This window comes from Methylobacterium sp. E-025 (assembly GCF_022829705.1).
GTDB lineage: Bacteria > Pseudomonadota > Alphaproteobacteria > Rhizobiales > Beijerinckiaceae > Methylobacterium.
Map to the genome: position 1 here is coordinate 1 of NZ_JAKSYR010000157.1, position 7,128 is coordinate 7,128.

General features: G+C 59.2%; 6 protein-coding genes and 2 pseudogenes. 5 read left to right on the forward strand and 3 right to left on the reverse strand.

Annotated elements, in window-relative coordinates; translation table 11 throughout:
• Both MKK64_RS23280 and MKK64_RS23285 read left to right on the forward strand, forming a co-directional pair.
• A partial coding sequence (locus MKK64_RS23280) for a phage tail tip lysozyme (RefSeq protein ID WP_243937847.1) occupies positions 1 to 1,347 on the forward strand: 1,347 nt, incomplete at its 5' end.
• Between the two features lie 26 nt (positions 1,348 to 1,373).
• Positions 1,374 to 2,462, forward strand: coding sequence for a phage baseplate assembly protein (locus tag MKK64_RS23285; RefSeq protein WP_243937849.1), 1,089 nt, complete (start codon positions 1,374 to 1,376; stop codon positions 2,460 to 2,462).
• A gap of 679 nt (positions 2,463 to 3,141) precedes the next feature.
• Here the strand turns inward: MKK64_RS23285 and MKK64_RS23290 are convergent.
• On the reverse strand, positions 3,142 to 3,675 hold the full coding sequence (locus MKK64_RS23290; protein WP_243937872.1) for a hypothetical protein: 534 nt from the start codon (positions 3,673 to 3,675) through the stop codon (positions 3,142 to 3,144).
• Positions 3,676 to 3,957: 282 nt separating this feature from the next.
• Here MKK64_RS23290 and MKK64_RS23295 point away from each other — a divergent pair, with 282 nt between their 5' ends.
• Positions 3,958 to 4,896 (forward strand): hypothetical protein, encoded by a 939-nt coding sequence (locus tag MKK64_RS23295; protein WP_243937874.1) that lies wholly within the window; start codon positions 3,958 to 3,960, stop codon positions 4,894 to 4,896.
• A gap of 757 nt (positions 4,897 to 5,653) precedes the next feature.
• Here MKK64_RS23295 and MKK64_RS23300 read toward each other — a convergent pair.
• A pseudogene (locus MKK64_RS23300) lies at positions 5,654 to 5,773 on the reverse strand (IS1595 family transposase); the annotation flags it as partial.
• Positions 5,774 to 5,822: 49 nt separating this feature from the next.
• A complete protein-coding gene (locus MKK64_RS23305) occupies positions 5,823 to 6,083 on the reverse strand; it encodes a hypothetical protein (protein WP_243937876.1) in 261 nt (86 codons plus the stop codon).
• 500 nt (positions 6,084 to 6,583) lie between these two features.
• Between MKK64_RS23305 and MKK64_RS23310 the strand changes: the two genes are divergently transcribed.
• Positions 6,584 to 6,952, forward strand: a complete 369-nt coding sequence (locus tag MKK64_RS23310) for a hypothetical protein (RefSeq protein WP_243937878.1) — start codon at positions 6,584 to 6,586, stop codon at positions 6,950 to 6,952.
• Positions 6,949 to 7,128 (forward strand): annotated as a pseudogene (locus tag MKK64_RS23315) (hypothetical protein); the annotation flags it as partial. The gene MKK64_RS23310 and the pseudogene MKK64_RS23315, both read left to right, overlap by 4 nt.

Below are 7,128 nucleotides of genomic sequence, written 5' to 3' on the forward strand. Positions count from 1 at the left end.
CTCAATACCATCGTCGAGAGCGGCGACAGGGCTGGCATCCGCGGTAACGCCGAGGCGATGGACAAGGATCTCAGCGGGCGCCTGACCGACGCCACCAAACGCCGGGATGTGTTGAACGCAGATCCAGTCAAGAACGCCGACGAGATCAAGTCGCTTGAAAAGGAAATCCGCACCCTCACGGACGCGATCAAGCGGTCGAAGGACGGGGCCGGGCCGAGCGGCGTATCCGCGATCCCGATGAGCTACAGCGGACCACTCGGCAACGCAGTCAGCTTGATCCAGAAGGCATCGTTTGGAGGCGGCGCCGGTATGGGCGGCGGTTCACCAGGCTTCGGCGGCCCGATCCCGACGCTCGGCGTGGGCAATGGCGGTGGATCGGGCGGAGGAGGTGGTGGCACGGCGCGCATCATTCCTCCGCCGCTCGGTGGAAGCGCTCCGGTCCTCTCCGGCTCCGGAGGCGGAAACACGGGGAACTACACCGGGAACGACGGGCGCCGTGCTGCGCGTGGGCGGTTGAGCGCGCAGGGGCGAGACAACATCGCGTCTTGGATGAATATGCTCCAGCGCCCCGTCTCCGAAGGCGGCCTCGGCATGCCGAAGGGGAAGGCCCAAGCGACGATCGCCATGATGCAGGGCGAGTCGGGATTGAACCTAGATCCCAGCATTCACGGTGACTCCGGCCACGCGCACGGTACCGCGCAGTGGTCGGATGCGCGGGGCAACCCGCGTTTCCCACTCCTTCGGAAGTACGCCGCCTCGCAAGGAAAGGATTGGCGGGACCGCGGAGTTCCGCAGGAATATCTCCGCATGCAGATGCTGGGTCTGCCGGGAGCGGTAAGCCACCACAAAGCCTATCGCGCGATGATGGGTGCACCGAGCGACGAGGCCACTCTCTACGCCGGCATCTCAAAATTTGAGAACCCTCAGCATCACGACCTTGCCTATCAGATCCGCGTCCCGTTCTTGAACCGGTTGCGGCAAGACGGTGAAAGCGCAGCGTCTGCGATCGCATCAGGCGGCGGTGCGGCGAGCGGCCTTGACGGTCAGGTGGGCGTGGACCTTGGCAACGGCACCATACGGATGCCGAACGGGCGCATCCGCTCAAAGACCTACGGCACCGGACGGGGGCCTTCGTCGGATACCGCCAGCTCCGGCGATCGCATGGGCGATCAGATGATGCGTCGGCTCTATGGCGACGAGGCACCGGTTGCGAAGTCACTGCCGCAAGAGCACCGCATGACGATCGACCTCAACGGCTTCCCGCCCGGCACCCGGGCTCGCACCTCGATGGGCGACCTGTTCAAGGAGACGACCGTCTCGAAGAGCCGCCAGGTGGAGGCGATCTGATGCCGGATCACGATCTCATCTGCGAGGTGCGCACCGAGGGCGGCGCCTACCGCGACTGGATGCAGGTCCAGGTCGAACAGAACTTCATGAACGAGGGCTGGATCCGATCTTTCCGCCTCGTCTGTGCCGAGCCGAGCGCGGTGGCCAGCATGAAGCTGAAGCCGGGTGACCGCGTCGACATCGCTCTCGCCGGTCAAGTGGTGATCCAGCAGGGCTACATCCGCGATCGGCAAGCCGTGTTCGACGCCAACCGTCACGCCGTGCAGATCACCGGCTACGGTAAGGCTGGGCTGATTACCGAGGCCAGCATCGACGGCGGCACCGGCCAGTTCAGAGGCTACAAGCTCGACGCCATCGCGAACTCGGTGCTGAAGCCCTACGGCATCAAGTTCCGGGTCCAGAACGGATCGGAAGGTTGGGACACGCCCTTCCCCAACGTCATGATCAGATACGGCGAGACACCCTTCGACCTGATCAAGCGGCTCTGCCGGCAGCGCAACCTGTTCTTCTACGCCGATGCGGCCGGCAACGTGATGGCCGGTCCGAAGTCCGGCAGCAGCATGGTCGCCTTCGTCGAGGGTCAGAACATCCTCACGGCGAACTGCCAGCTGCGGCACCTCGCGGTGGAGTCGCTGGTCTCGAACTCGCAGCAGCCTGGCTCCGACAGCCTGTTCGGCACAGCGGCTTCTGAGATCCAGGCGAAGGCGACCGTGAAGGGGGGCACGCCCGGGGCGACCTGGAAGGTGCTGGCCGAGATGCCGCTCGACCAGAAGGGCACCCAGTTGCGCACAAATTGGGAGGCGGCCGTCCTGCAGTCCATGGCTCTGCAGTTGCAGTTGACCTACGCGGGCTGGCTGAAGCCCGGCGTGGGCGGCCTCTGGGACCCGTCGGACGGCGTCACGGTGCGGTCGCCCATGCTCTTCCCGACGGAGAGTGCGACGGAGACGCTGAAGGTGGCCGGCTACAGCTACCAGCAGGATGCGAACGCCGGAACGACGACGACGCTTGACCTGATCAACACCCTGGCTTGGCAGCAGCGCAAGGGCGACGCGACCAAGAACGATGGCTTCTACGATCTTGGCAACGCGCCTGCGCAGCCGGAAGCGGCGACGTGAAGTTGGCCTCAAGGGGGCAAACCCACCAAGGCCGAACGGTATCTAACCCATCGCGTAATTTTGAATGCGCTTTGCCGCTATTGTTCAGCAAAACTAGCAAAAGATCGTTTTGTTAGATAAAATGTGCGCTTTAGTCGCGCGATGACAGATTGTCCTCCCTCTGACACTCCAGGAGCGCGTCCTTTCAGGCGCCTTCCTCAGGATGTCACAAGGCAGAACGGCCCGAATGACGGCGTTAGCGATTTGAGCCAAGATAGCCGCGATCTGCTCACCCTCATCCGATTGTGGAGTGCCATCACTGAGCAGCCTGCGAGGGCGCGCGTTCTTAGTACTGCGCGGCAGGAAGCAGAGAGATCAGGCTATCGCGAGTAGCGTGGTAGCCGCCCTTGGCCGGGGAGCTGCCGTATCATTCGTAGGTTCTCAAGGTTCGCCAACGAAAAAGGCGCGCCGGGTGAGGGCGCGCCGAAGTCAGATCCAAAGCTCTAGGGGAGGAGCCACCAGGCATATCACAACCATCGGTTGTATTAAATCGGTATCTTCTACCGCCTCCGGAAGGGGCCTAGGGGCATGCACCTGGGTGCAAAGGTAGACGGTTGCACGCGTTACCCTACGGGTAACAGGCCACCAAGGGCGTGCGCTTCCTAACCGACAACGTGCAAAGGGCTTGGTGTACTTCGGGCTACCGGGGGATGCGGACGCTGATACCGGAACCGGGACCGGGTGGGACGCCCAGCGCGGTTTCGACCCCAGTGCTGGCGCGAACGTCAATCAGAACGGTCTCAGGGTCGATTAGGAGAGCGATCAGCCGTTCTGACTCTGGGCGAGGCTGTGACACGGCTTTGGCTCGATAGACCTCCAGCCGGGCGATGCCGCTCGCCATAGCTCGACGGCAGAGCCCGCGGACGTAGAACCGGTTGAACTCACCCTCAGCCATAACTTCGGCCGCGTTGTGCGGCACCTTGGCTTGCGTGTAGCCACTTCGCGTCCGACGCATCGTGGTCGTGTTCAAAGACCGCGCTGCCCGCAGTTGGCGCGCTAACGTGTCATCTGAGCCAGAACGGACCGCTTCCCGCAGGAAGTCGGGCCAATCGCCTTGTGCTCGCTGCGTGAGATAGGGGCTGAGATAGATGCCCTCTGCCGTGACATCCCTCTCGATCTCTTCGAGCATGAAAGCACGCGTCTCATCATCAAGGTTCTCGTAGCGCAGGCCCATGACTCACCCGACTCAGCGTCCTTGCCACCAAGGTGGCGCAAAATCGCTGAGGTTGCCACTGGTGAAATTGACTTCCTTGGCAGCGCTTGCCCCACCTTTTTACCCGGTATTATGCAGCAACCTTATCCAAAGGCGTTGAGGTGGTAGCGCCTAAGGTGGGTGTTGCTATCCTGCCTCAGTAGTTAAATTCTTTCGAGTACCCTCAAGCATCCAACAATCTCACCTGGGAAATATCGCGTCGTCCGGTTTAGGTTGAGTGGGTGGTTAGCAAGAGACTTTAACATGTGGTCATTTTTGTTAGCGGCTTGGAATGCGCTTCGTTCGTATTATGTAATATTGCTAGTTGGTATTATTTTTGTGGCAAGGGCGGAGCACTATCCTGAGAACACGCTTTCGCACCACCTTGCGAGAGACATTGGAATTTCCTTCGTTGTAGCGTTTGTAATTATCATAACGATTGAAAGATCGCAACGAAAAGAATTAAACGAATTTATTCATAAATCAATGTCGCAAACACATACGCATTTATTTCAAACGATCTTTGGCGTAGAATTTCCTCAGCGGGTTTGGGATTTCATCCGAGATCGTATCATGAGGGAGACATTCTTCCGAGTGGATACAAACGTTGTTTACACTATCAAACTTTCAGACCCCGCCGTAACAAAATTCGGCATGCGTACGGTCGTTCTTGAAACCGAGACAAATCAAACTGTTAAAAATTTAACGGGCCGCGAATTAATTTATCCAGCGAGATATTTTGTTGAGAAAGATCCATCGGCGGAAGTGGGTGGGGTTGCTGTCACCACGCCAACAATCAACCTATTTGTGAATGATGACCCAATCACGCCAGCTCAACACCAAAGCGCTGACGATAAGTGGGAAGACACTCCTGACTTTCATCGCCATCAGCATAACGTTACAATCGCAGCGCGCGGGGAAGCAAAAATAAAAATCGTAAATATAATTAGCTCCAAGCTGGTGGCAGATACCGAGGTGTGGAGAAGCTTATATAGCTGCGATGGCCTCAGGTTCATAATTAAATTCCCAAATACCTTAAGGGTTGGCGTTGATGCAATGCACGCAGATGAAATCGAAATTTTGCATCGGTCCGATACATTAATTTCTTGTCGCATAAAAGCTCCGCTGCTTCCTCATAATGGTTTTATGTTTTGGTGGACCCCCTGCAATCATCAGGACCCTGCAACCGATCCAGCCGCATAATATATTTACGTTTTTATGGAAGGCAGGTCTTGTTCTGCCAGTTGAAGTGCGTTAAAGAATTTAAAACTTTTACTGAGCTTACTTGGTCGCGGGGCAAGAATGCCTCTTGACGCGGTCTAGGCAGCGCATATATTTCCGCAAAGACAATGGAGGAGCCATCATGCGAGTCCTGCTAGTAGCGATATTTCTTGTATCCGTGACAGTACTGTCTATGCCCGGTGGAGGGGTTGGTGTTTGATAGCCGGACACATGGCCGGCACTATTATTGATAAAAAAGCCGCCCATGGGCGGCTTTCCTTTCTATGTAGTGGTAGACTCTGCGTCTGATGGTAAGTGCCAGATGCGGACATTGCCCTTTTTTCCGCTGTCACCAATTCGGCCTTGCGCAGCAGCTCGCGTTAGGGACTGAATTAATCGGTAAGCTACCGCCTGTCGCAGCATCTGGTCGCTTTCATCCCATCGCTTCGCTCGGATGACAGCTAGAGCGATCTCCCGCGTTGTGAGCGGCCTCTTGGCCTCAGTAAGCGCCGCTTTACACAGCCCGAACATTTTCCCGTAAGCGAACAAGCGATAGAGATGGGCGTAGGCCGGGAACCGGGTCTGCGTGGTTGGCGAAAGGTCATAAAGCGCCAGCGCTGCCGTGACGCTGGATAGGTCGCGCTCTGCCACGGCGAACTGCCGCCGTAGCTCCCCAATGTGTGCTTCGATCTCATCTCGTTTGGCGGTGAGACTGTTGACGACCTGAGGGATTGCCATCTCAGGCGGCCTTAGCTGTGTGGCACTGCCAGTAGCCCTTCCACTGCCGTGACACGGAGTACGAGAGGGCAGCGTTCGTCGCCATTAGGCGCTGCACGCCGTTATTGATGCGGCGGTGATCCACGCTAGGCCATCACGTAAGCGTAGGCCCCTCGCTTCTAGGCGTTCGGTCAGTGCTCCACCGGCTGCTCAACGAACCAGCGGATCCCGTCCTTTGCGACCGCATGCTCGAACGCCTCAAAGGCGTCCTCATCGTTCGCGAAGGTGCCAGTCCAGGCCGTGTGCCCGCCTTCGTGGTCGACGACCTCTAGGGTCCATTCGTCCGCAGTGTCGGCGAACCGGTAGATGTGAACCTGCACTGTGACGCCGTCGCGGGTGACGCTGCCGGCAAGCGGAGAGTCCTCGATCTCTTGTTCAGGGATGTCGGCCATTAGTTCGCGCCCTCAGGATCCTCAGGGTGCCGCACGTAGCCCTGGCCGGTGAGCCAGTCCGTGAAACCGCGACGGATTACCTCCGGCCGCGATGGCTTAGGCTCCGGTTGGTCTGCGATCCAAGCATCGAGAATTGCGACCTGCTCAGGCTGCATCCGAACTTGGATCTGCATACCTTTATGCTTCCCGCGGGTCCGACCCTTGGCCATGTGGTACCATAGTTGACGCACCTAATGTGTAGTGGTACCACGAAGGCAGGCCGGAAGGAAGATTGAGCCCTTCCATCCGGCCCTGACCACAACCGTTGTCTGAGGACGATCATGGCTAACCACGCCCATAGCACACGCACGCCCTTATTACCCCAAGCTGGCGCTCCGTCGGCCTTATTACCCCGCGGGGCCGGCAGGCAGCCGGGCCCCGTCACACTGGCCCTGCGCGCCATGCGGACAGCCGATCCTAACCAAGCCGCGCACGATGCTATCGAGGCGATCCGTCGGGGCTTGGATCGCCACTTCTCCGAGGCTGACCATAGGCGCCTCAAGACGCTTCGCCGGAGCGTTGCGGACCGCATCGAGTCGGATCTTGCCCTGCTCGACATGCTGGCGGGTGACGCGGACCTTGAGCCTTCCCTGGGCGCCCCTGAGGCAGCCACTCACACTCTTTGCGATCACGGACCGCTGCTCGCGTGGGGCAGTGGCGCGACCGACGACTGCGAGAACAACGCCGACGACGACCGGGAGGAGGAGAACGAGCACGGCGGCGACGTTCATGACGAACCGCATGATCAAGATCAGGACGAGCGCGATACCGCGGCCGAATGGGCTGGTGTCGGCGAGCATGTGTTCTCGGTCGGTGGGCTCTGCGCATGAGCACCCCTTCGAACCGCCGCGGCTTCCTCCGCGACCTTGTCTCGCTTCCGCTCATCGGTGGCGGCGTGACGCTCATTGGCAACCCGACTGCGGTCGCCACTCCAATCACCGCGAGCTTACTCGCCAACTATGAGACGTGGCTGAACCAGGAGGCTTACAAGGTCGCTTGTGAGCTT